Origin of the sequence: Streptomyces albidochromogenes (genome assembly GCF_005981925.1) — a bacterium.
In the GTDB taxonomy this organism is placed as follows: Bacteria; Actinomycetota; Actinomycetes; order Streptomycetales; family Streptomycetaceae; genus Streptomyces; species Streptomyces albidochromogenes.
On the sequence record NZ_VBVX01000100.1, the window covers coordinates 1 to 20,874 of the forward strand.

The following is a 20,874-nucleotide window of genomic DNA, read 5'->3' on the forward strand; positions in this document are numbered from 1 at the left end:
GCCCCCCGCCGCCCTGGCGACCTGGGTGTCCGTACCCGTGATCAGCCAGTCGCGGCTCGGCTCGACGAGGGCCGAGGCGGCCACCGTCGAGCCCGACAGGAAGTCGCGGCGCCCCACGTCGCTGCGCCACAGCTCGCAGACCTGCTCGATCGCGCCCGGCACGGTCGGCGAGAACTGGAGGCCGATCCCGGAGGCCAGGTTCTTGCCGTTGGCCATGCCGATCTCGTCGATCGTGACCGTCCGGCCGAGTTTGCGCCCGATCGCTTCCGCGATGATGCCGGGCGCCCGGCCGCGCGGCTGCTGGCCGCGCAGCCAGCGGGCCACCGATGTCTTGTCGTAGCGCAGGTCGAGACCGTGTTCGGCGCCGCACATGTTCACACGGCGGGCGAGCCCGGCGTTGGAGCACCCGGCTTCCTGAATGAGCGCCTGCAACCGTTCGTTCGGCTGGCGGGCGACGAGAGGCCTGGCTGCCATTGACTACCCCCTGGTGCCGCAGTGGTCGGTGATGGTCCGTGAGTCCTGGTCCATGGGTCGTGGTCCGTGATTCGTGAACTGATCACGCCGGTCACGCTGATCACTGCCCGGCAGATATACAGAGAATGCGGAACATGCCGGAAGAGACGGTATTGGCGGTCTTTTGACGGCCATTCCCGGGCTTCCACACATGTGGCTACCCACCCCCGCGCCGAGGTCCCGTGCGCGCCCCCGCCCATGCACCGGTGCGCCCCGCGTGCAGGATCGATGTTCCTCCGCAAGCGGACCGCACGCCCGTAACCCAAGGTGACGGCGAGAGTTGTGTTCATCGTGGAAGAGACCATCGGAGTCACGGATGCCGGCCAGATCCCCAAGCAGCGCGGCGATCAACTGCTGGACTGCGCCGTGCGGTACGCGGAAGAACGCCACTGGGACGTGTTCCCGGGCACCTGGCTGGAGGCGGACGAGGGCGTCGAGCGCTGCTCGTGCGGCGTCCCCTCCTGCGCCTCGCCCGGCGCGCACCCCGCCACCGCCGACTGGGCGACGCAGGCGACGGGCAGCGCCACCGCCGCGCGCCGCATGTGGTCGAAACAGCCGAGGGCCTCGATCCTGCTGCCGACGGGCCGTTCCTTCGACGCTCTGGACGTTCCCGAGTCCGCCGGTTTCCTGGCGCTGGCCCGGATGGAGCGCATGGAGCTGACGCTCGGCCCGGTGACCTGCACTCCGGACCGCCGCATGCTGTTCTTCGTGCTGCCGGGCGCCGGCGCCAAGGTCCCGGACCTGGTACGCAAGTTGGGCTGGACGCCGACCGCCATCGACCTGGTCACGCGCGGCGAGGGCGACTGGGTCGCGGGGCCGCCGACCCGGCTCGGCGGCATGGGCGCGGTCCAGTGGGCCCGCCGCCCCACTCCGGCGAACCGGTGGCTCCCCGACGTGGAGGAACTGATCAGCCCGCTCGCCTACTCCTGCGGGCGGGAGGCAGCGGCGGCCCGCACACGCCGACCGTAGGGTGGTCCCCCTATGCGGGACGGGGACACCAGGAGGCCGTGCGACATGCCCGAGGAGACAGCGGGACCAGAACAGGCGGGCGGAGCGCGGAATGCGCCGCCCGCCGCCGTACGTATCGAGGGCCTGTGGAAGCGCTTCGGCGAGCAGATCGCCGTCGCGGGCATCGATCTGGAGCTGCCGGCCGGAAAGTTCGTCGGCCTCGTCGGGCCGAACGGCGCCGGCAAGACCACCACCCTGTCGATGGTCACGGGGCTGCTGCGCCCCGACGCGGGAACGGTCCACATCGGCGGGCACGACGTGTGGCGCGACCCGGTGGCGGTCAAGGCCAGGATCGGCGTACTGCCGGAGGGGCTGCGGCTCTTCGAGCGGCTCTCGGGGCGTGAGCTCCTGGCGTACTCCGGCCGGCTGCGGGGGCTGCCCGGCGACGAGGTCGACAAGCGGGCGACGCAGCTGCTCGACGTGCTGGATCTGGCGGGCGCCCAGCACAAACTGGTCGTCGACTACTCCACCGGCATGCGGAAGAAGATCGGGCTCGCCGCCGCCCTGCTGCACAACCCGCAGGTGCTCTTCCTGGACGAGCCTTTCGAGGGCGTCGATCCCGTGTCGGCGCAGACGATCCGCGGTGTCCTGGAGCGGTACACGCTGTCGGGCGCGACCGTCGTGTTCTCCAGTCATGTGATGGAGCTCGTCGAGTCGCTGTGCGACTGGGTCGCCGTGATGGCCGGGGGCCGTATCCGCGCGCAGGGCACGCTCGCGGAGGTGCGCGGCGACGCGCCCTCCCTGCAGAACGCGTTCCTCGAACTGGTCGGCGCGAACGGCCGGGACACCGGGGAGAGCCTGGACTGGCTGGGCGGCGGCGCCGGATGAGCGCGGACGAAACGACCGTTCCCGGGAACGGCGTACCGGGCGTTCCCGGGAACGGCACAACGGGCGTTCCCGGGAACGGCACAACGGGCGTTCCGGAGAACGGCACTGCGAACGTTCCGGGGAACGGCTCGCCGGACGTTCCCGGGATCACGCCCGTCTTCGTACGGCTCAAGCTTTCGCTGCTGCGCAACGGGCTGCGCCAGTCGTCCGGTCGCAGGACGGCGTTCGTGCTCTCCGGTGTGCTCGCGCTGCTCTTCGCGGCGCTTCAGCTGATCGGTCTGGTCGTGCTGCGCGGGAACGAGCACGCGACGACCGTCGTGGTGCTGCTGACGGCCCTTCTCGGGCTCGGCTGGGCGGTGATGCCGCTGTTCTTCCCCAGCGGCGACGAGACGCTCGACCCGACCCGGCTGGTCATGCTGCCGCTGCGCCCCCGGCCGCTGGTCCGGGCGCTCCTGACGGCGTCCCTGGTCGGCATCGGGCCGCTGTTCACGTTCTGCCTGGCGCTGGGATCGGTGATCAGCGTGGCGCACGGGGCGGTGGCGACGGCTGTCGGCGTCGTCGCCGTGGTGCTGACGCTGCTGCTGTGCGTGGCGCTCGCGCGGGCCGTGGCCGCCGCGAACATCCGGCTGCTGAGCAGCCGCAAGGGGCGCGACCTGGCCGTGCTGAGCGGTCTGGTGATCGCCGTCGGCATCCAGGTGGTCAACTTCGGCGCCCAGCGGCTCAGCGACGCGGGCGGCCTGGCGAGGCTCGACCCGGTCGCGGACGTACTGAGCTGGGTGCCGCCCGCGTCGGCGATGGGCGCGGTCGACGCGGTGAGCGACGGGGCGTACGGGCGGGGGGCGGCCCAGCTGCTGCTGGCCGCGGCGGCGCTGGCCGCACTGCTGTGGTCCTGGGAACGCAGCCTGGTGAAGCTGATGACGACCCCGGACGGCTCGACGCTCCAGGCCGCGGAGCCGGAGCGCAAGGAGTCCGCGCGCGGGTTCGGCGGCAGGTACCTGCCCGGCGGCCGTACGGGCACCGTGATCGAGCGCAGCCTGCGGTATGTGCGGCGCGACCCCAAGACGAAGGCCGCCTGGGTGACTTCACTGGTGATCGGGCTGATCGTGCCCGTGTTCAACGCGCTCCAGGGAACGGGCACGATCTACTTCGCGTGCTTCGCGGCAGGGATGCTCGGCATCCAGATGTACAACCAGTTCGGCCAGGACACCTCTGCCTTCTGGATGGTGGCCATGACCATCTCGACGCCGCGCGACGCCTACGAGGAACTGCGGGCGCGCGCCCTGGCACTGCTGGTGATCACCCTGCCGTACTCGGTGCTGGTCACCGTGCTCACGGCGGCGCTGGTGGGTGACTGGCAGGCCCTGCCCGAGGCGCTCGGGCTGTCCTTCGGGCTGCTCGGCGCGATGCTGGCGACGGGAGCGGTCGCGTCCGTGCGTTTCCCGTACTCGATCCCGCAGGGCAGCACGCACAAGAACGTGGCGCCGGGGCAGGCGGGCCTGGCCTGGATCTCGATCCTCGGCGGCATGATCGCGGCGGCGCTGCTGTGCGCTCCGCTGATCACGCTGGCGATCTGGCTCCATGTGACCGACGCCGACGGGTGGTTGTGGCTGGTGCTCCCGCTGGGCACGGCGTACGGCGCGCTGATCTCCTGGGCGGGCGTGCGCTGGTCCGCGCCGCAGGCTGCGGGACGGCTTCCGGAGATCCTGTCGGCGGTCAGCAAGGGCTGACCCGGGGCGTGGAGTTCGCCGGACCGGCTCCCGTGGAGGGCGCCGGTCTGGCGATCGGAACGGAGGGTTCAGGGCCGGCTCGGTGCGGCTCCGGTGCGGGTCAGGGCCGGCTCAGGGGCGGCTCGACCTGCTCCTCGGCCGTTTCCTCCATGAACGGCTCGATCGCGCTGCGCCAGCCCTCCGGCTGGTCGTAGTGCACGAGGTGGCCCGCGTCGACCACCTCGGCGTACTGACCACGGGGCAGCACCCGCACCATCTCCTGCGCCTCGGCCCGCCCCAGTTCGCCGTCGAGGCCGCGGACCACGAGCGTCGGGCACTGGACCAGCGCCAGCTCCTCCCAGTGGGCGTCGTGCACCCAGGTCGCGCGGGACGCGAGCATCTGGTGGCGGGAGAACAGCGGGCGCCAGCCGTCCGCCCGTTCGGCCATAACCTCGGCGAAGAACTCGCCGCGGGCCGGGCTCGGCCGTTCCACCCAGGGATCGTCCTCGCCGAACCACTTGCGCACGTCCGCGAGCGTGGCGAACGGGACGGGCCACGACTTGAACCAGTCGTCCCACTCGCGCTGGGACGCCGCGCCGAGCGCGCCCGCCCTCATGTCACAGATGACGACGGCACGCACGAGATCGGGGCGCTTGGCGGCGAGCTGCCAGGCCGTCAGGGCGCCCATGGAGTGGCCGATGAGCGTGACGGGCGCGAGGCCCAGTTGCTCGACCGCGGCTTCGGCGTCGGCGACGTACGCCTCGCGGGTGTACGGGCCGTCGGACGGCTTGTCGCTGCGGCCGTGTCCGCGCTGGTCGAGGGCGACCGCCCGGTATCGCTCGGAGAGCCAGCGCGCGGTGCTCGCCCAGTGCGAGGCGCGGCCCATGAGGCCGTGGAGCAATAAGACGCCGGGCGGCCGGTCGGTTTCCCCGCTTCCCTTGGGAGGGTCGGCGAACTCCCAGGCCGCCAGGCGTACGCCGTCGGCTCCGGTCACGTCGATGCGCCGCACCATATGTCCTGGCACCCCCTTCGTCCCCCGGTGGTCCGTCCAGTGAGTGGTCGAGTCCAGCCAGACTATCGAACCCGCATTCGAAAACTCGGTTTCCGTGAGCAACACCCCTCGTTCGAGTGACCCCGCTCAAGGATTGACTCGCGTCGCCGAGGGGAGATCTTCAGCGGGAGGCGGGCCGCTCGGGGAAAACGGTCCGCGGGGGCCGACCCTGGGAGCTCGGGGCTCCGGGTCGGCACAGGGGAGGACAGGCTCCGGCGCCTCAGGGCGCCGGAGCCATCCCTTTCAGAACGAACAGAACCGAACTCCGGGCGATACGAGCGCGACGGGCGCATTTCTTGCCCCTCCCCGACGATCGTCGGACCGGTCGGCGGCCCTCACGTCATGTGCCTCGGTCACAGACTGGCACGCGATTCGTCCGGTCGCTGGGATTCCGGAGGATCGCCGGACCGGCCCCACCACCGTGGGACCGGCGAACCGTGCCGCCCGGGGCGCCGCGGTCAGCGCTTGGCGACGAAAACGTGCGAGGCCACCTCGGCACCGAGCTCCGCGGCCTCGCCACTGCTGCCGACAAGTACCCCGCCGGGCGACTCCGTCACGCTCACGACCGATCCGGGCTGCACGCCCGCGCGGCGCAGCGTGTACATCAGCTGGGCGTCCGTCTGGATCGGCTCCCCGATCCGGCGTACGACGACGGTCTTGCCCTCCGGGCCGGGCGCCAGGTCGTTCAGACTGACCATGTTGCCGTCCAGGAACGACTCCGCCTCGGCCTTCTCGCCAAGCTCCTCCAGGCCGGGGATCGGGTTCCCGTACGGAGACTCCGTCGGGTGTCGCAGCAGTTCGAGGACGCGCCTCTCCACCGCCTCGCTCATCACGTGCTCCCAGCGGCACGCCTCCGCGTGGACCTGCTCCCACTCCAGGCCGATCACGTCGACGAGCAGACACTCGGCGAGCCGGTGCTTGCGCATCACGCGGGTGGCGAGCTTGCGGCCCTCGTCGGTCAGCTCCAGGTGGCGGTCGCCCGCCACTGTCACCAGTCCGTCCCGCTCCATGCGCGCCACTGTCTGGCTCACCGTCGGCCCGCTCTGGTCGAGCCGCTCGGCGATCCGGGCGCGCATGGGGACCACGCCTTCTTCCTCGAGCTCGAGGATGGTGCGGAGATACATCTCCGTGGTGTCGATCAGTCCGGACATACGTGCCCCTCGATTACTCGTGCGCTGGCCCTGCCCCAATTCTGACGCATAGCGCCGACAACCGTGTCGCGCCGACGGGAAGGCGTATTGACACGGCACTGGTCCAGACCGCAACGTGATCCGCGCCACCGTCGCACGACGTTCGCACGCCGTACCGCTTGAAGGGGCCCTGCGCGATGAGCGAGAGCAAACTGGCCGGTCAGTTCTTCGACGCCGCGATCGGGCTGCTGCACCGGGTCCGCGACGAGGAAGCCGGGAACGTCGCGGCCGCCGGGGCCGCCGTCGCCGACGCGGTGGCCTCCGGGGGGCGGCTGTTCGCCTTCGGCGCGGGTCACTCCTCGCTCGCCGCCCAGGACGTCGTCTACCGGGCCGGCGGCCTCGCGCTGATGAACCTGCTCGCCGTTCCCGGGACCGTCGGTGTGGACGTCATGCCGGCCACCCTGGGCTCCGCCCTGGAACGCGTCGACGGACTCGCGGCGGCCGTCCTGGACAGCAGCCCCGCCAGGCCCGGCGACGTACTGGTGATCATCTCGTTGTCCGGGCGCAACGCGCTGCCGGTGGAGATGGCGATGAACGCGCGGGCGCTGGGTCTCAAGGTCATCGGGGTGACCTCGGTGGCGTACACGCACGAGACGAAGTCCCGGCACGCCTCGGGCACGTACCTCAAGGACCACTGCGACATCGTCCTCGACAGCAAGATCGCGGTCGGCGACGCGGAGCTGACGGCGGAGGGAATCGAGGCTCCCTTCGCGCCCGCCTCGACGGTGGTCACCAGCGCGCTCATGCAGGCCGTCATGGCGAGCGCGGCAGGGGAGCTCGCGGAGCGCGGCATCGAACCGCCGCTGCTGCGTTCGGGCAACGTCGACGGCGGCCACGAGTGGAACGGCCGCGTAATGGCGGAGTACCGGGACCGCATCTTCTACCGGCACTGACCTCCCCGCCGGGCGCACGTTCCCGGGAACGCACGCCTTCCGCTCCCGGGAACGCCTTCTCGCCGTTCCCGGGAAGGCTCTTTCGCCGTTCCCGGGAACGCTCTCTCTCGGTTCCCGGGAACGCTCTTTCGCCGCTCCCGGGAACGCTCTCTCTCGGTTCCGGGAACGCTCTTTCGCCGCTCCCGGGAACGCCCCGTTCGCACGCCGCGGGAACGCTCACCGCCGTCCTGACGAGGTGGCCGGGCATACGGTTCGCCCGCCGCCCCTGCGCGGCGCCGTCACGGCTTGAGCGTCTGCGCCAGGTCGATCGCCGCCGCCACCCGCACCGCGATGTTCTCCGCGTACGTCGCGTCCGGCCGCTCGAAGGCGGCGCGGCTCGGGCCGCGCAGGAAGGTGGCCACGCCCAGCGTCCTGCCGCGGCTGCGCAGCACCGTGCACAGGGCGTGCACGGTGTCCTGCGGCCACTGCCGCCGCGTCGCCCAGTCCTGCGGGCCGCCGCTCGCCCGTACCGAGCCGAGGCGGTCCATGCATTGGAACGCCGGATGGCCGGCCGGGTACGGCACCGGGATGCCGGCCCCGCCGGTCACCGGCAGGCACGGCCCGTACCCGCCCGACGGCGTGGCCGCGGCCCGCACCAGACGCGCGGGGTGGTCCCCCACCGTCAGGTCGACCAGCGCGTGGTCGGCGAAGCCCGCGAGGGCGAAGTCGAGGTACGACAACGCCGCCTCCATCGGGTCCTCGCACTCGGCGGCCGCGCGCCCGGCACGGTGCAGCTGGTTGCCGCGGAACCGTAACTGCGCGGCTTCCTGTTCCGCGGTCTTCGCCTCGGTGATGTCCTGGAAGAGCCAGCCGACCCCCAGCGGAACCGGCTCCTCGGCGAGCGGTGAAGCCAGTCGCAGGAAGCCGCTGCGCCAGCACCGTCGACGCTCCCCCTTCCCGCCCGGCTCCGCCTTGCGCAGCGTCACCCACAGCTCGGCGGGGGCCGGGGGCGCCCCTTCCGCCAGTACATGCTGCAAGGAGCCCTCCAGCTCCTCCACGCCCTGGACGATCAGCTCCCCCAGGGGGCGCCCCAGCAGCGTCGTACGCCCCACGCCGAGCGCCCGCGCCGCGTGCGTGTTGACGACGGTCGGCCGCAGGTCCACGTCCACCAGTACGACGCCCCAGGACGCGTCGTCGAACAGCGCCTCGCTCAGTGCGATCGCCCGCTCCAGGTCGATCTGGGCGTGCACCTCGCTGAACGCGCAGTACACCCCCGCGGGTTTGCCCTCCGCATCGGGGACGCCCGCCGACTGCGTCCGTACGAGAACGCGTCCGCCGTCCTTCCGCAGAAGCGCGAATTCGTGCACCTGCCGGCCCGGGGCGTGCATCGCCGACATCAGGCGGCCCTGCACGTCGTCCGCGTCCTCCGGTCGCGCCGCCCATCCCGCGAGGCCGGTCCGCCCGACCGCCTCGTCGGCGGTCCACCCGAGGATCCGTTCGGCCTCGCGGTTCCAGTGGGTGACCACCCCGTCCGCGTCGAAGGCGCAGAGCGCCGCGTCCATGCCGTCGAGAAGCGCGGCGAGAAGATCGTCGGACCCTGGTCCTGGCTCGTCGGGACCGAACGCGTCGGTGGTCTCGCCGATCCGGGAAGCACTCACCTGGCACCCCCTGCAGGTGTTCGCCTTTGCTGCACTGCTGAACCCGGGATCATTCAACTGGAACGTGATGCAGCCCACACCTGGTTCGGAGAAAAAATGCTCCCCCTTAATTCGGTTGTGGTGTGCGGGAGGGGTTCCTAGGCTTGCAGTACACGTGAAGGGAGGTGGTTCGGAAGTGATGTCATTTCGGACTCGTGAGGTGACTGCGGGCTGACGGCCCGTCGTCGCACCCAGTGCGGGCCGGCAGGTCGTCGGCCGAAATCCCAGCAGTCACTGACCCGCGGGCTCGCCGGTAAGTCCGGCCGGCTCCTCTTCGGAGGGACCAGAGCCCGCGGGTTCCTGCGTTCGGGGGCAGGGGCGCGCGCCGCCCCTACGGGCAGAGGCGCTCGACGCGCCATGCGCCGCCGGCCTCGGCGACGTACCGCAGGCGGTCGTGCAGGCGGTTCGCGTGTCCCTGCCAGAACTCGACCGTCTCGGGAAGGACCCGGTAGCCGCCCCAGTCCGGCGGCACCGGTACGCGTTCGGTCTGCGGGTAGCGCGCCGCCAGTTCGTCGTAGCGCGCGAGCAGCTCCTCGCGGGACGCGATCACGGACGACTGGGCGCTCGCCCAGGCACCCAGCTGTGAGCCGTGCGGGCGGGTCCGGAAGTACGCCGCCGTCTCGTCGCGGCCGATCCGCGCGGCCGTGCCGGTGACTATGACCTGACGCGCGACCTGGTGCCACGGGAAGAGCAGCGAGACGTACGGATTGGACGCGATCTCCGCAGCCTTGCGGGAGGCCTGGTTCGTGAAGAACACGAAGCCCTGGGCGTCGAACTTCTTCAGCAGGACCGTGCGGGACGAGGGGCGGCCGTCCGATGTGGCCGTCGAGAGGATCATGGCGTTCGGCTCGTGGAGGCCGCCGGTGGCCACCTCGCGGAACCAGTGGTCGAACTGGCCCATGGGCTCGGCTGCGAGGTCCGCCTCCGTGAAGGCTTCGCTGCGATAGTGCTCGCGCATGGCGGCGGGATCGAAATCTCGGTTCGGCACGGTGCCATCCTGCCGCAGGGGGCCAGTCTGCCCGGCACCCGGTGCCATCAATCCTCGGCCGGGAAATGGGGCAGTGTGCCGGTAATCACGCTTCCCCGCATCGGCGGAACCCGCCAAAATATGGGCGCCGGGCACTGTGACCTCCATACAGCAGGGGATATCGTGCCTGCTTCCGGAGCGGTGGGGTGACCACCCGCCGTGCGGGGAATCACCGGGGTGACCGATGACCCCTGGAACCTGACCGGAATTGACCGGATCTGACCGCTGGTCATGAGCCGCTTGCCGCTTGTCGACGCCTGTCGAACACATCATGAGGAGCCGCCTGATGTCCGACTTCGTACCCGGACTCGAAGGAGTCGTCGCGTTCGAAACGGAGATCGCAGAACCGGACAAGGAGGGCGGTGCGCTCCGTTACCGGGGTGTCGACATCGAAGACCTCGTCGGGCACGTGTCCTTCGGGAACGTGTGGGGCCTGCTGGTCGACGGCGCGTTCAACCCCGGTCTGCCGGCCGCCGAACCGTTCCCGATCCCCGTCCACTCCGGTGACATCCGTGTGGACGTGCAGTCCGCGCTCGCGATGCTCGCGCCCGTGTGGGGCCTGAAACCGCTGCTGGACATCGACGAGCAGACCGCGCGCGACGACCTCGCGCGGGCCGCCGTCATGGCGCTGTCGTACGTCGCCCAGTCGGCGCGCGGGCAGGGTCTGCCGATGGTCCCGCAGCGGGAGATCGACAAGGCGGAGACCGTGGTGGAGCGCTTCATGAAGCGCTGGCGCGGCGAGCCCGACCCCAAGCACGTCAAGGCCGTCGACGCCTACTGGACGTCGGCCGCCGAGCACGGAATGAACGCCTCCACCTTCACGGCGCGCGTCATCGCGTCGACCGGCGCCGACGTGGCCGCGGCCCTCTCGGGCGCGGTCGGCGCGATGTCCGGACCGCTCCACGGCGGCGCGCCCTCGCGCGTCCTCGGCATGATCGAGGAGATCGAGCGCACCGGTGACGCGACGGCGTACGTGAAGCAGGCCCTCGACAAGGGCGAGCGCCTGATGGGCTTCGGTCACCGGGTGTACCGCGCGGAGGACCCGCGTGCGCGCGTTCTGCGGCGTACGGCGAAGGAGCTCGCGGCGCCGCGCTTCGAGGTCGCCGAGGCGCTGGAGAAGGCCGCTCTGGAGGAGCTGCACGCGCGGCGCCCCGACCGGGTGCTCGCGACGAACGTCGAGTTCTGGGCGGCGATCGTGCTGGACTTCGCGGAGGTACCGGCGCACATGTTCACGTCGATGTTCACGTGTGCGCGTACGGCCGGCTGGTCGGCGCACATCCTGGAGCAGAAGCGCACGGGACGCCTGGTGCGGCCTTCGGCGCGGTACGTGGGCCCTCCCTCGCGCAACCCGCACGACGTCACGGGCTTCGACGACATCGCGCGCTGAGCGTCGCGGACCCGTACGTCCCGTTGACGTCGGTTGAGGGGTCGGCCCGTGTCCGGCCCCTCAGTCCTGTTCGCCGCCCAGCGCGCCGTCGAGGAGCGCCGCCCACTGGTTCACCACGCGGTCGCGCCGCGCCGCGTCGTCGGTGAGCAGGTTGGCCAGGCCCAGGCCGCGTGCCATGTCGAGCAGCCCCTGGACGCTCTCGCGTACGCCGGGCACCGACTCGTCGGCGCCCAGCAGTTCCACGGCGATGCGGTGGGTCTCGCGGCCCACGCGTGCCTCGAGCTCGGTGACGCGGGCGCCGAGCTGGTCCTCGTTGGAGGCGGCGACCCACAGGTGGAGGGCGGCGCGGAAGAGCGGTCCCGTGTAGAGGTCGACCAGGGCGCCGACGACGGCCGCGCGGTGGGTGGCGCCGTGCGGGAACAGCGCGCGCAGCGCCGTGGAACGCTCCTCGGCGACGTATTCGACGGCCGCCGTGAAGAGGTCCTCCCGGGTCGGGAAGTGGTGCTGGGCGGCGCCCCGTGAGACGCCCGCCCGTTCCGCGACGACCGACACCGTGGAACCCGCCCAGCCGCGCTCGGCCAGGCAGGACACGGCGGCTTCCAGCAGGCGCTGCCGGGTGGCCCGGGAGCGGTCCTGCTTGGGGGCCTTGCCGGTGGCCGCCGACGGGCCGGGTGCCGGGGCCGGCGTCTGGCTCGGTGTCGGGGTCTGGCTCGGTGTCGGGGTCACAGCACCCATGCGGGGTCCCGTCGTTCGAGGAATGCCGTCACGCCCTCGGCCGCCTCCCGTGAGGCGAACAGGCGCGCGGACCGCTCGACGAGCGTGTCCGTGTCCCGGTCGAAGGCTGCCAGCACTGTAGCCGTGACCAGGCGCTTGGACTCGGCCAGCCCCTGCGGGGAGGCCCTGCGCAGTCCGTCCAGGACGGGTGCGAGGGCCTCGTCCACGTTCTCGGACGCGACGGTGATCAGTCCCGTACGGGCCGCCTCGGCCGCGTCGAACCGCTCCCCGGTCAGGTAGTAGCGGCCGGCCGCGCGCGGGTCCAGGCGGGGCAGCAGCGGCATCGAGATCACGGCGGGGGCGAGCCCGAGCCGGGACTCCGTGAACGCGAAGCTCGCGCCCGGCCCCGCCGCCGAGATGTCGCAGGCGCCCAGCAGCCCGAGGCCGCCGGCCCGCACGTGTCCGCTCACCCGTGCCACGACCGGCTTGAGCAGGGCGACGACGCTCCGCAGGAGGGCGACGAAGGCCGCCGGGTCGGGCGGCGACCTGAGGTCGGCGCCCGCGCAGAACGTGCCCCCGGTGTGGCTGAGCAGCACCGCCCGTACGGAGGGGTCCTTCGCGCACGCCGACAGGGCGTCACCGAGCTCGGCGACGAGCCGGGCGGACAGCGCGTTGCGGTTCGCCGGGGAATCGAGGGTCAGGGTGGTGATCCCGCGGTCGTGCGCGGCCGTTACCAGGGTCATGCGCCCTCCCTTTCGCGCGCCTCGCGCTCGCCGCGCCGGTCCCTCAGCTCGCGCCTGAGGATCTTTCCGGAGGCCGCCCTCGGGACGCTTCCGAGGAACGCCACGCGGCGCACTTTCTTGTACGGTGCGACGCGCTCGGCCACGTACGCCATCACCTCGTCCTCGGTGAGGCGGGCGGACGGCTGCGGCACGACGTACGCCATGGGCACCTCGTTGCCGTCCGCGTCGGGGACGCCGATGACGGCCGCGTCCGCGATCGCCTCGTGGGTGAGCAGGAGTGCTTCCAGTTCGGCCGGCGCCACCTGGAAGCCCTTGTACTTGATGAGTTCCTTGACGCGGTCGACGACGAACAGCCAGCCGTCCGCGTCGACCCTCCCGACGTCGCCGGTGTGCACCCACCCGTCGGCGTCGATCATCGCGGCGGTGGCGTCGGGGCGGCCGAGGTAGCCCTTCATCACCTGGGGGCCCCGGATCGCGATCTCGCCCTCCTCACCGATGGCCACGTCCGTGCCGGGGTCGTCGAGGGAGAGGATGCGCATCTCCGTTCCCGGGAGCAGCTTCCCGACCGTTCCCGGGGGCGGCTGGGGAGCGTTCCGGGGAACGACGTGGGTACCGGGCGACAGTTCCGTCATGCCGTACGCCTGCAGGACGGGCGGCAGCCCCAGACGGCTGGAGCAGGCCCGCGCGAGTGCCGCGTCGAGCGGGGCGGCGGCGCTGACGATGTACTCCAGGCAGGACAGGTCGTACTTGGCGACGGCGGGGTGCTTGGCGAGGGCCAGGACGATCGGCGGTGCGACGTACAGGCCGTTGATGCGGTGCTCCTGTATCGCGCCGAGGAACTGGTCGAGTTCGAAGCGCGGAAGTACGACGACCGTCGCACCATTGCGCAGCGGTGCGTTCATGAGAGCGGTGAGACCGTATATGTGGAAGAAGGGCAGTACGGCGAGGATGCGGTCACCGGGGCCCATCGGGATGAACGGGTCGAGCTGCGCCAGGTTGGTGGCGATGCTCCGGTGCGTCAGCATCACGCCCTTCGGAACACCCGTGGTGCCCGACGAGTACGGGAGCGCCGCGATGTCCTCGGCCGGGTCGATGGTGAGCACCGGTTCCGGTGCGGTCGAGGCGAGCATGTCGAGGACCGAACGGTGCCCCTCCGCGCTGTCGCAGACGAAGATCTCCTTGATCCCGCCGACGAGTTCGGCGGCCCTGCGGGCGACGCCGAGGAGCGGTGAGACGGTGACGATCCAGCGGGCGGAGGAATCGGCGAGCTGCTTGGCGAACTCCTCCGCCGTGGACAGCGGGTGGATGGTGGTGACGGAGGCCCCGGCGCGGGTGGCGGCGTAGAAGACCACCGGGTACGCGATGGTGTTGGGGCTGTGCAGGGCCAGTACGTCGCCCTGGCGCAGGCCGGCCTCCGCCAGCGCGGCGGCGATCCGCCGGTGGAAGACGTCCAGCTGGCCGTACGTGATCGTGTCGCCGTTCGTCCCGTCGATCAGGGCGGGCGTTTCGCCGTACTCGGCGGCCCTTCCCAGCACCGCCTCGTGGATGGGCAGCTCGACGGGCTCTACGGACGCGTACTCGCTCTGGAACGCCATGACGGTCCCCTCCGCGGTATGGGTGGTGGCCAGAATCGCGCGTACTAGTACGACTTGGGGAGACCCAGGGACTGGTGGGAGACGAAGTTCAGGATCATTTCCCTGCTGACGGGCGCGATACGGGCCACCCGGGCGGCGGTGATGAGCGAGGCGAGGCCGTACTCGCGGGTGAGCCCGTTGCCGCCCAGGGTGTGGACGGCCTGGTCGACCGCCTTCACACACGCCTCGGCGGCGGCGTACTTCGCCATGTTGGCCGCCTCGCCCGCGCCGAGGTCGTCCCCGTCGTCGTAGAGGCGGGCCGCCTTCTGCATCATCAGGCGGGCCAGTTCGAGTTCGATGTGGGCCTGCGCGAGGGGGTGGGCGACGGCCTGGTGGGCGCCGACGGGGGTCTTCCAGACGGTGCGTTCCTTGGCGTACTCCACGGCCCTGTTCACGGCGTAGCGCCCCATGCCGACGGCGAAGGCGGCGGTCATGACGCGCTCGGGGTTGAGGCCGGCGAAGAGTTGCAGGAGACCCGCGTCCTCGTCTCCGACGAGGGCTTCGGAGGGCAGTCGCACGTCGTCGAGGACCAGCTCGAACTGCTTCTCCGGCGCCTGGAGTTCCATGTCGATCTGTGCGCGCCGGAAGCCCGGGGTGTCGCGGGGGACGATGAACAGGCACGGCTTGAGGCGGCCCGTCCTCGCGTCCTCGGTGCGGCCGACGACGAGGGTGGCGTCCGCGATGTCGACGCCGGAGATGAACACCTTGCGGCCGGTGAGCAGCCAGTCGTCGCCGTCGCGGCGGGCGGTGGTGGTGATGCGGTGGGAGTTCGACCCGGCGTCGGGTTCGGTGATGCCGAAGGCCATGGTGAGGCTTCCGTCGGCGAGGCCCGGCAGCCAGGCGGCCTTCTGCGTGTCCGTTCCGAAGCGGGCGATGACGGTGCCGCAGATGGCCGGCGAGACGACCATCATCAGGAGCGGGCAGCCGGCCGCGCCCAGTTCCTCCAGGACGATGGACAGCTCCGCTATGCCGCCGCCTCCTCCGCCGTACTCCTCGGGAAGGTTCACACCGAGGTAACCGAGTTTGGCGGCCTCGGCCCAGAGCGTGTCGGGGTGCCGTCCTTCGCGTACGACGGTGGTCATGTAGTCGCGTCCGTAGCGCTTCCCGAGAGCGGCGACGGCCGAGCGGAGCGCGGTGTGTTCTTCGGTCTCTACGACGGCGGTGCTCATGACGGCTGTTCCTCCTGGGACTCTTCGCCAGACCCTTCGGCCTGTACGACGGCGAGCAGGGCGCCGACCTCGACCTGGCGGCCGGGAACGGCGTGGAGCGCGGTGAGCGTGCCAGAGGCGGGAGCGCTGACGCGGTGCTCCATCTTCATGGCCTCCAGCCAGAGCAGGGGCTGCCCGGCGGTGACGTGCGCGCCTTCGCGGAGCCCTTCGGCGACGCGGACGACGGTTCCGGGCATGGGCGCGAGCAGGGAGCCGGGCTCGGTGCGGACCGTGGGGTCGGGGAAGCGGGGCAGGGCGGTGAGGGTGTGCGAACCGCCGGTGGAGACGTCGACGTACACCTGCCCTCCCGGGTGGGCGCGCACCTGGAAGTGCTGGAGCACGCCGTCCGTTTCGAGCGTCACGTGATCGCTCCGCACGTCGTGCACGCGAACGCCCGGGAAGCCTTCCGGGGTGCGGCCGGCACGGGTGGTCCGGTAGCGGACCTCGTGTTCGGCGCCGTCGGGCTCGGTGCGGTAGCGCTTGACCTGCGCCTGGGACGGTACGTTGCGCCAGCCGCCGAGCCGGGCGCCGGGCGTCTTGGACGCGCCCCGTTCGGCGGCGTCGGCCAGGGCGGCGGCGAGCGCGGCGAGCGCGCTCCGCGGAGCGTGCGCGGACGGCTCGGTGAGCGCGTCCAGGTTCCGGTCGTAGAAGCCGGTGTCGAGCCGCCCCGCGGTGAAGTCGGGGTGCCGCAGGGAGCGCACGAGCAGGTCCCTGTTGGTCACCGGGCCGTGGACGCGGGACCGCTCCAGGGCGTGGGCCAGTCTGCGTACGGCCTCGGCGCGGGTCGGGGCGTGGGCGATCACCTTGGCCAGCATCGGGTCGTAGTGCACCCCGACGACGTCTCCGCCCTCGTACCCGCTGTCGAGCCGCAGGCCGGGCGCCTCGGGCACGTGCAGGGCGTGCAGGGGGCCCGTCTGGGGCTGCCAGGCGCGGGAGGGATCCTCCGCGTAGAGGCGGGCCTCCACGGCGTGGCCCGAGCAGGCGGGCGGTTCGGCGGGAAGGGGCTCGCCCTCGGCGACGCGCACCTGGAGGGCCACCAGGTCGACGCCGAACACCGCCTCCGTCACGGGGTGCTCGACCTGCAGTCGCGTGTTCATCTCCAGGAAGTACGGGCGGCCCTCGGCGGAGACCAGGAACTCGACCGTTCCCGCGCCCCGGTAGTCCACCGCCCTCGCCGCCGCCACGGCGGCGTCGTGCAGCGTGGTGCGCAGGGCGTCGTCCAGGCCGGGGGCGGGGGCCTCTTCGACGACTTTCTGGTGCCGGCGCTGAAGCGAACAGTCGCGGGTGCCGAGGGCCCACACCGTGCCGTGCGCGTCGGCCATCACCTGGACCTCGACGTGGCGGCCGCGTTCGACGTACGGCTCGGCGAAGACCTCGCCGTCGCCGAACGCCGAGCGCGCTTCCGCGGTGGCCGCCGTGAGCTCTCCCGGGAGCGCCGCCAGGTCGCGTACGACCCGCATGCCTCTGCCGCCGCCGCCCGCCGCGGCCTTGAGGAGGAGCGGCAGGTCCTCGTCGGTGGCCATGTCGGGGGCCACGGGGGCCAGCAGGGGCACCCCGGAGGCCGCCATGAGTTCCTTGGCGCGGGTCTTGGAGGCCATGGTGTCGATCGCGCCGGGCGGCGGACCGATCCACACCAGGCCGGCGTCCAGTACGGCGCGGGCGAACCCGGCGTTCTCGGAGAGGAAGCCGTACCCGGGATGCACCGCGTCCGCTCCGGCCGCCAGGGCGGCCTTCACGACGAGATCGCCGCGCAGGTACGTGTCGGCCGGGGACGTTCCCGGGAGGCGTACGGCAGCGTCCGCGGAACGGACGTGGAGCGCTCCCGCGTCCGCGTCGGAGTACACGGCGACCGTGGTGATGCCCAGGTGCGCGCAGGTACGGAAGATCCGGCACGCGATCTCGCCGCGGTTCGCCACCAGGACGGAGGAAATCGTCGAACTCATCGCACAGCCCTTCACATCCGGAAGACGCCGAAGCCGCCGCGCGCGCCCTCGACCGGTGCCGTGTGGATCGCGGACAGGCACAGCCCCAGCACGGTCCTGGTGTCGCGCGGATCGATGACCCCGTCGTCGTACAGGCGTCCCGAGAGGAACATCGGCAGGGACTCCGCCTCGATCTGCTGCTCCACCATGGCGCGCAGCCCCGCGTCGGCCTCGTCGTCGTACGGCAGACCCTTCGCGGCGGCCGACGCGCGCGCCACGATCGAGAGCACCCCCGCGAGCTGCTGCGGGCCCATGACGGCGGACTTGGAGCTCGGCCAGGCGAAGAGGAAACGGGGGTCGTAGGCGCGCCCGCACATGCCGTAGTGACCGGCTCCGTACGACGCGCCCATCAGGACCGACAGGTGCGGGACCTTGGAGTTGGAGACCGCGTTGATCATCATCGCGCCGTGCTTGATGATGCCGCCCTGTTCGTACTCCTTGCCGACCATGTAGCCGGTGGTGTTGTGGAGGAAGACGAGGGGCGTGTCGCGCTGGTTGGCCAACTGGATGAACTGGGCGGCCTTCTGCGACTCGGCGCTGAACAGGACGCCCTGCGCGTTGGCGAGGATGCCCACGGGGTGGCCGTGCAGGCGCGCCCAGCCGGTGACGAGGCTGGGCCCGTACAGCGGCTTGAACTCGTCGAAGTCCGAGGCGTCGACGACACGGGCGATCACTTCGCGCGGGTCGAAGGGGACCTTGAGGTCGCCCGGGACGATGCCGGCGAGTTCCTCTTCGTCGTACTTCGGCGGCTCGGCCGGGGGCGGGTCGGGGTGTGCCTTGCGCCAGTTGAGGCGGGCGACGATCCGCCGGGCCTGGCGCAGGGCGTCGTGCTCGTCCACGGCGAAGTGGTCGGCCAGGCCGGAGGTACGGGCGTGCATCTCGGCGCCGCCGAGGGACTCGTCGTCCGACTCCTCGCCGGTGGCCATCTTGACCAGGGGCGGGCCGCCGAGGAAGACCTTCGAGCGTTCCTTGATCATGACGGTGTGGTCGGACATCCCGGGGATGTACGCGCCGCCGGCCGTGGAGTTGCCGAAGACGACCGCGATGGTGGGGATCCCGGCGGCGGACAGGCGGGTGATGTCGCGGAAGAGCGCGCCGCCCGGGATGAAGATCTCCTTCTGGGACGGGAGGTCCGCGCCGCCGGACTCGACGAGGCTGATGCACGGCAGGCGGTTCGCGTACGCGATCTCGTTGGCCCGCAGGGCCTTCTTGAGGGTCCACGGGTTGGACGCGCCGCCGCGCACGGTGGGGTCGGTCGCGGTGATCAGGCACTCGACGCCCTCGACGACGCCGATGCCGGTGACCATCGACGCGCCCACGGCGTAGTCGCTGCCCCATGCGGCGAGGGGGGACAGTTCGAGGAACGGAGTGTCCGGGTCGAGGAGGAGCTCGACGCGTTCGCGGGCGAGCAGTTTGCCGCGACCGCGGTGGCGGGCGACGTACTTCTCGCCGCCGCCCGCGAGGGCCTTGGCGTGCTCGGCGTCGAGATCGGCCAGTCCGGCGAGCATGGCGGCGCGGTTGGCGGCGTACTCGGGGCTGCGCGGGTCGAGGGCGGTGGGGAGGACGGTCACAGGAGTACCTCCGGTATGTCGATGTGGCGGGAGCGCAGCCATTCGCCCAGCGCCTTCGCCTGGGGGTCGAAGCGGGCCCGGGAGGCGACTCCCTCGCCGAGCAGCCCTTCGATCACGAAGTTCACCGCCCGCAGGTTCGGCAGGACGTGCCGCGTCACGGGAAGGGCGGCCGTCTCGGGGAGCAGTTCCCGCAGGCGCTCCACCGTCAGCGCGTGCGCCAGCCACTGCCACGCCTCCTCGGAACGCACCCACACGCCGACGTTCGCGTCCCCGCCCTTGTCCCCACTGCGCGCTCCCGCGACCGTGCCGAGCGGGGCCCTGCGGGTGGGGCCGTGCATGCCGGGTGGCGGGAGAGCGATCCCACTGACCGGCTCCAGGGGACGCGTCGCGGCGGGGTGCGGCACCCGTACACGCTCGCCGTCGGGAAGCACCGCCACGTGCTCGACCTCCGACGCGTCCACGTACGCCGCCTCGAAGACCCCGTACGGCGCCCCCTTGCCCGGCGGAGCCGTCACGTGGAAGCCCGGAATGCTGCCGAGCGCCGGCTCGATCGCCGCTCCGCTGACGAGGCGGCCGACGTTCGCCGGGTCCGCGTCCCGTACGACCAGCCGCAGCAGCGCGCTCGCGCGTTCCTGGGTGTCGGCGTCCGGGCGGTCGGTGCGCGCCAGTTCCCAGCGGACCTCCGCGGGGCGGCTCTTGGCGGCCGACAGCGCGTCCTCCATCTGCTCCCGTACGAGCGCGGCCTTCGCTTCGACGTCCAGGCCCGTCAGGACGAACACGACCTCGTTGCGCCACCCGCCGACCCGGGTCACGCCGGACTTGAGGGTGGGCGGCGGGGCTTCTCCGCGCACGCCCGAGATCCGCACCCTGTCCGGGCCTTCACAGGTGAGCCGTACGGTGTCGAGCCGCGCGGTGACGTCGGGGCCGGCGTACCGGGGCGGGCCCGTTTCGTACAGCAGCTGCGCTGTGACCGTTCCCGTGTCGACACGGCCGCCCGTTCCCGGGTGCTTCGTGATGACCGCTGTCCCGTCGGCGTGCAGCTCCGCGAGGGGGAAGCCGAGGCGCGTTTTCGACCGTTCCCGGGAACGGTCGAAAACGTCGCCGAAGAACGCGTAGTTGCCGCCCGTCGCCTGCGTCCCGCACTCCAGCACATGCCCGGCGACCACCGCCCCCGCCAGACGGTCGTACTCCTGCGGGCCCCACCCGAACCACCACGCGGCCGGTCCCGTGACCAGAGCCGCGTCCGTGACGCGCCCGGTCACCACCACGTCCGCGTCCGCGCGCAGGCACCGCGCGATGCCCCCGCCGCCCAGGTAGGCGTTGGCGGTCAGCGCCCCCTCGGGCAGCGGCAGGCTGTCGCCCTCCACGTGAGCGACGCGTACGGGAACGCCGACCCGCTCGGCGAGTTCCCGTACGGCGTCGGCGAGCGCTCCAGGGTTCAGTCCCCCCGCGTTCGCCACGATCCGCACTCCGCGCTCGTGCGCCAGGCCGAGGTTCTCCTCCAGCTGCCGCAGGAAGGTCTTGGCGTATCCGAGGCGGGCGTCCTTGAGCCGGTCGCGCCCGAGGATGAGCATGGTGAGTTCGGCGAGGTAGTCCCCGGTGAGCACGTCGAGTTCGCCGCCGGTGAGCATCTCGGTCATGGCGTCGAAACGGTCGCCGTAGAAGCCCGAAGCGTTGCCGATCCGCAGGGGTCCTCGGCCGCGCTCGCCGCCCCGTCCGCCCCCGGCGCTCACGCGCCTGCCC

17 protein-coding genes are annotated in these 20,874 nt (G+C 71.9%); 5 read left to right on the plus strand and 12 right to left on the minus strand.

The features are described 5' to 3' along the window. The coding region (locus E2E34_RS15450; RefSeq protein ID WP_500691565.1) for an NsdA family TPR-like regulatory protein at positions 1 to 474 on the minus strand (474 nt) is incomplete at its 3' end. Between the two features lie 321 nt (positions 475 to 795). Here E2E34_RS15450 and E2E34_RS15455 point away from each other — a divergent pair. From E2E34_RS15455 to E2E34_RS15465, 3 genes are read left to right on the plus strand one after another with little or no spacing between them, the layout of a single operon-like run. Beyond that, complete coding sequence (locus E2E34_RS15455) at positions 796 to 1,482, plus strand: bifunctional DNA primase/polymerase (RefSeq protein ID WP_138902483.1); 687 nt, start codon at positions 796 to 798, stop codon at positions 1,480 to 1,482. 45 nt (positions 1,483 to 1,527) lie between these two features. Next, entirely contained in the window at positions 1,528 to 2,349 is an 822-nt protein-coding gene (locus tag E2E34_RS15460) for an ABC transporter ATP-binding protein (protein ID WP_138902484.1), read from the plus strand. Beyond that, positions 2,346 to 4,076, plus strand: a complete 1,731-nt coding sequence (locus E2E34_RS15465) for a transporter (RefSeq protein WP_244315776.1) — start codon at positions 2,346 to 2,348, stop codon at positions 4,074 to 4,076. Before E2E34_RS15460 ends, E2E34_RS15465 begins: the two co-directional genes overlap by 4 nt. Before the next feature lie 100 nt (positions 4,077 to 4,176). On the opposite strand, the gene E2E34_RS15470 is transcribed toward E2E34_RS15465, so the two are convergent. Further along, complete coding sequence (locus E2E34_RS15470; RefSeq protein ID WP_167518289.1) at positions 4,177 to 5,067, minus strand: alpha/beta fold hydrolase; 891 nt, start codon at positions 5,065 to 5,067, stop codon at positions 4,177 to 4,179. 497 nt (positions 5,068 to 5,564) lie between these two features. Then, positions 5,565 to 6,257, minus strand: a complete 693-nt coding sequence (locus E2E34_RS15475; RefSeq protein ID WP_138902486.1) for an iron-dependent transcriptional repressor DtxR — start codon at positions 6,255 to 6,257, stop codon at positions 5,565 to 5,567. Between the two features lie 176 nt (positions 6,258 to 6,433). On the opposite strand from E2E34_RS15475, the gene E2E34_RS15480 reads away from it, so the two are divergent. Next, positions 6,434 to 7,189 carry an SIS domain-containing protein gene (locus E2E34_RS15480; protein WP_138902487.1) on the plus strand — a complete coding sequence of 252 codons (756 nt, stop codon included), beginning with the start codon at positions 6,434 to 6,436 and terminating at the stop codon, positions 7,187 to 7,189. A gap of 278 nt (positions 7,190 to 7,467) precedes the next feature. On the opposite strand, the gene E2E34_RS15485 is transcribed toward E2E34_RS15480, so the two are convergent. Continuing rightward, positions 7,468 to 8,826, minus strand: a complete 1,359-nt coding sequence (locus E2E34_RS15485; protein WP_138902488.1) for a PAS domain-containing protein — start codon at positions 8,824 to 8,826, stop codon at positions 7,468 to 7,470. 370 nt (positions 8,827 to 9,196) lie between these two features. Then, entirely contained in the window at positions 9,197 to 9,823 is a 627-nt protein-coding gene (gene pdxH / locus E2E34_RS15490; RefSeq protein ID WP_138902496.1) for a pyridoxamine 5'-phosphate oxidase, read from the minus strand. Between the two features lie 355 nt (positions 9,824 to 10,178). Here pdxH and E2E34_RS15495 point away from each other — a divergent pair, with 355 nt between their 5' ends. Then, positions 10,179 to 11,279 carry a citrate synthase 2 gene (locus E2E34_RS15495; RefSeq protein WP_138902489.1) on the plus strand — a complete coding sequence of 367 codons (1,101 nt, stop codon included), beginning with the start codon at positions 10,179 to 10,181 and terminating at the stop codon, positions 11,277 to 11,279. Between the two features lie 60 nt (positions 11,280 to 11,339). On the opposite strand, the gene E2E34_RS15500 is transcribed toward E2E34_RS15495, so the two are convergent. Genes E2E34_RS15500 through E2E34_RS15530 form a run of 7 tightly spaced genes read right to left on the minus strand, consistent with a single transcriptional unit; the run spans position 11,340 to position 20,771 of the window. Further along, a complete protein-coding gene (locus tag E2E34_RS15500) occupies positions 11,340 to 12,014 on the minus strand; it encodes a TetR/AcrR family transcriptional regulator (protein ID WP_244315778.1) in 675 nt (224 codons plus the stop codon). Next, positions 12,002 to 12,736, minus strand: coding sequence for an enoyl-CoA hydratase family protein (locus tag E2E34_RS15505; protein WP_138902490.1), 735 nt, complete (start codon positions 12,734 to 12,736; stop codon positions 12,002 to 12,004). The genes E2E34_RS15500 and E2E34_RS15505 overlap by 13 nt, the downstream gene beginning before the upstream one ends. Beyond that, positions 12,733 to 14,331 (minus strand): 4-coumarate--CoA ligase family protein, encoded by a 1,599-nt coding sequence (locus tag E2E34_RS15510; RefSeq protein WP_138902491.1) that lies wholly within the window; start codon positions 14,329 to 14,331, stop codon positions 12,733 to 12,735. Before E2E34_RS15510 ends, E2E34_RS15505 begins: the two co-directional genes overlap by 4 nt. A gap of 44 nt (positions 14,332 to 14,375) precedes the next feature. Beyond that, positions 14,376 to 15,539 carry an acyl-CoA dehydrogenase family protein gene (locus E2E34_RS15515; RefSeq protein ID WP_138902492.1) on the minus strand — a complete coding sequence of 388 codons (1,164 nt, stop codon included), beginning with the start codon at positions 15,537 to 15,539 and terminating at the stop codon, positions 14,376 to 14,378. Beyond that, positions 15,536 to 17,521, minus strand: a complete 1,986-nt coding sequence (locus tag E2E34_RS15520) for an ATP-binding protein (RefSeq protein ID WP_138902493.1) — start codon at positions 17,519 to 17,521, stop codon at positions 15,536 to 15,538. Before E2E34_RS15520 ends, E2E34_RS15515 begins: the two co-directional genes overlap by 4 nt. A gap of 11 nt (positions 17,522 to 17,532) precedes the next feature. Beyond that, positions 17,533 to 19,131 carry an acyl-CoA carboxylase subunit beta gene (locus E2E34_RS15525; RefSeq protein ID WP_138902494.1) on the minus strand — a complete coding sequence of 533 codons (1,599 nt, stop codon included), beginning with the start codon at positions 19,129 to 19,131 and terminating at the stop codon, positions 17,533 to 17,535. Next, entirely contained in the window at positions 19,128 to 20,771 is a 1,644-nt protein-coding gene (locus E2E34_RS15530) for an acyclic terpene utilization AtuA family protein (RefSeq protein WP_138902498.1), read from the minus strand. The genes E2E34_RS15525 and E2E34_RS15530 overlap by 4 nt, the downstream gene beginning before the upstream one ends. Between the last annotated feature and the right edge of the window lie 103 nt (positions 20,772 to 20,874).

Excerpts from the sequence above, each read along its gene's own strand:
- E2E34_RS15460 (WP_138902484.1), top strand. The coding sequence starts at position 1,528 with ATGCCCGAGGAGACAGCGGGACCAGAACAGGCGGGCGGAGCGCGGAAT.
- E2E34_RS15465 (WP_244315776.1), top strand. The coding sequence starts at position 2,346 with ATGAGCGCGGACGAAACGACCGTTCCCGGGAACGGCGTACCGGGCGTT.
- E2E34_RS15470 (WP_167518289.1), bottom strand. The coding sequence starts at position 5,067 with ATGGTGCGGCGCATCGACGTGACCGGAGCCGACGGCGTACGCCTGGCG.
- E2E34_RS15475 (WP_138902486.1), bottom strand. The coding sequence starts at position 6,257 with ATGTCCGGACTGATCGACACCACGGAGATGTATCTCCGCACCATCCTC.
- E2E34_RS15480 (WP_138902487.1), top strand. The coding sequence starts at position 6,434 with ATGAGCGAGAGCAAACTGGCCGGTCAGTTCTTCGACGCCGCGATCGGG.
- pdxH (WP_138902496.1), bottom strand. The coding sequence starts at position 9,823 with ATGCGCGAGCACTATCGCAGCGAAGCCTTCACGGAGGCGGACCTCGCA.
- E2E34_RS15495 (WP_138902489.1), top strand. The coding sequence starts at position 10,179 with ATGTCCGACTTCGTACCCGGACTCGAAGGAGTCGTCGCGTTCGAAACG.
- E2E34_RS15500 (WP_244315778.1), bottom strand. The coding sequence starts at position 12,014 with ATGGGTGCTGTGACCCCGACACCGAGCCAGACCCCGACACCGAGCCAG.
- E2E34_RS15505 (WP_138902490.1), bottom strand. The coding sequence starts at position 12,736 with ATGACCCTGGTAACGGCCGCGCACGACCGCGGGATCACCACCCTGACC.
- E2E34_RS15510 (WP_138902491.1), bottom strand. The coding sequence starts at position 14,331 with ATGGCGTTCCAGAGCGAGTACGCGTCCGTAGAGCCCGTCGAGCTGCCC.
- E2E34_RS15515 (WP_138902492.1), bottom strand. The coding sequence starts at position 15,539 with ATGAGCACCGCCGTCGTAGAGACCGAAGAACACACCGCGCTCCGCTCG.
- E2E34_RS15520 (WP_138902493.1), bottom strand. The coding sequence starts at position 17,521 with ATGAGTTCGACGATTTCCTCCGTCCTGGTGGCGAACCGCGGCGAGATC.
- E2E34_RS15530 (WP_138902498.1), bottom strand. The coding sequence starts at position 20,771 with ATGACCGAGATGCTCACCGGCGGCGAACTCGACGTGCTCACCGGGGAC.